Source organism: Aminobacter sp. MET-1 (assembly GCF_026521175.1).
Lineage (GTDB): Bacteria > Pseudomonadota > Alphaproteobacteria > Rhizobiales > Rhizobiaceae > Aminobacter.
Genome location: NZ_JAMSHL010000054.1, coordinates 1 through 1,974 on the forward strand (window position 1 = coordinate 1; position 1,974 = coordinate 1,974).

3 protein-coding genes are annotated in these 1,974 nt (G+C 63.7%); 1 reads left to right on the forward strand and 2 read right to left on the reverse strand.

The annotated features are described in order from the left end of the window. The coding region (locus NDO48_RS28945) for a TIGR02186 family protein (RefSeq protein ID WP_267322874.1) at window positions 1-216 on the forward strand (216 nt) is incomplete at its 5' end. Window positions 217-257: 41 nt separating this feature from the next. Here the strand turns inward: NDO48_RS28945 and rbsK are convergent. Together rbsK and NDO48_RS28955 are read right to left on the reverse strand one after the other, a co-directional pair. Further along, window positions 258-1,196, reverse strand: coding sequence for a ribokinase (gene rbsK, locus NDO48_RS28950; RefSeq protein ID WP_267322875.1), 939 nt, complete (start codon window positions 1,194-1,196; stop codon window positions 258-260). 19 nt (window positions 1,197-1,215) lie between these two features. Further along, window positions 1,216-1,782, reverse strand: a complete 567-nt coding sequence (locus NDO48_RS28955; protein WP_267322876.1) for a nucleoside 2-deoxyribosyltransferase — start codon at window positions 1,780-1,782, stop codon at window positions 1,216-1,218. Window positions 1,783-1,974: the final 192 nt, after the last annotated feature.

Sequence of the window (1,974 nt, forward strand, 5' to 3'; positions counted from 1 at the left end):
AACGTGCCCGTCGGCACCCACAAGGCGCGCGCCTTCCTGTTCCGCAACGGCCTGTTCATCAAGGAAACCTCGACCCAGCTCGCCATCGTCAAGTCCGGCTTCGAGCAGACCATCTTCCGCTTCGCCTCCGACCACGGCTTCGGCTACGGCCTCTTTGCCATCGGCCTCGCAATGCTCACGGGATGGCTCGGAAGGATCATCTTCAGGAAGGATTGACGCGGCGGCGATCCAGCCGCACGTCCTTGGCCCTGTCGACCTCAGCCGTTGGCGCGGATGAAGGCGTCGATATCGGCCCGTATCGGCATGGAAGGTGCGGTGCCGGGCTTCTGCACTGAAAGGGCTGCAACCGCTGCACCAAAACGGACTGCATCGACCGGGCTGCGGCCTTCGGATATGGCTACGGCGAAACCGCCGTTGAACGCATCTCCCGCTCCCGTCGTGTCGACGACCCTGGTTACCTTGAAGGCCGGGACAAAATGCGTGCCGGCCTCGCCGTGCAGCAACGCACCCTTTGCGCCCAATGTGATCAGCGCATTGCGCGCGCCGCGCCTGACCAGGCTGGCTGCCGCCTGAAGGGCGCCCTCGTCTGTTGCCGTATCGATCCCGGTCAATGCCGCGGCTTCAGTCTCGTTCGGGGTGACGAAATCGCAATTGACGTAGATGGCATCGTCGACCGGCATCGCGGGCGCCGGATTGAGGATGGTGATGACGCCGTGGCTGCGCGCCAGGCGAAGGCCTTCGATGGCCGTTTCGATGGGCTGCTCGAACTGGGTGACGAAGACCTTGGCGCGGCTGATCAGCCCTTCCGCGGCACGGACATCGGCGGGGCTCAGATTGGCCGCAGCGCCACTCTCGATGATGATCGCATTGTCGCCCGTTTCCGAAGAGACGAAGATGAACGCCGCCCCCGTCGGCGCGACCGTGTCGATCAGCACGTGTGACGTGTTCACCCCGTCCCGCGACCAGGTCTGTCTGGCCATCTCGCCGAAAGAATCCTGCCCGACACGGGTTATCATCGCGGACCGCGCGCCGGCGCGTGCGGCTGAAATGACCTGGTTGGAGCCCTTGCCGCCCGGCCCCATAGCAAAACCTTGGCCAAGCAGCGTCTCGCCGACGACGGGCAGCCGCTCGGCCTTGAATGCCAGGTCGGCGACAAAGGTTCCAAGGACGACGATATCGGCACGATCCATCAACATATCTCCCTTTCCGTGAATGTCAGCGCAGGAACCTGGCAGCCGCCAGCCGCAGGCATTGTTCGAATGCCTGATGGTCGGTGTACAGCGCCTCGACTGCCACCTCGCGCGTGACGATCGTGCCGCCCCGCGCCTCGATGCCGCCGTCGAGCATGAGATTGTCGATCATCTCGAAATCTTCGACGGCCAGTCCGTCCGGCCCGCGCGGCCTGCCCTGCGCGTCGGCCTCGATGCGCCCGGCATAGAGCCCCGCGACACGGGCATAGTGATCACCAACCATGTTGGAAAACGCATAGGCCGGGCAGCCGCGGGCGCACATGAAGCCAAGCTCGAAGGCCGTGCCGATATCTGCCGCGATGCCACGGAACGGCGTCAGATTGGCGATGATCATGTCGGCGCTCGTCATCAGGCGCTCGTTGATCGAGCTGATGGCAAGCCCCTTCGCCCGCTTGGTGTCGGTCGCCGGCACTTCGAGATCGCCGGGAGAGACCGGGACGAAGCCGTAGCGCCTGGTCAACTCGATCTTGCGATCAAGCACCTCGCGCGCGTTGGGCAGGAAGACTTCGGGGCCGGCAAGATAGATTTTCATGAATGCATGCTCTCGTGATTTGCGGGATTAGAGCAGTAGGGGAATAAGGCAGTAAGGCAGAGTTTTTGCTCCACTCCCCTACTCCTTACTGCCTCACTCCCCTCAGTCGCCGTACGGGACCCAGACGTTTTTGACCTCGATGGCACGGCGGAGGAAGGCTTCGCCCTGGGCGGTTGGCCAGTCGAGGCAACG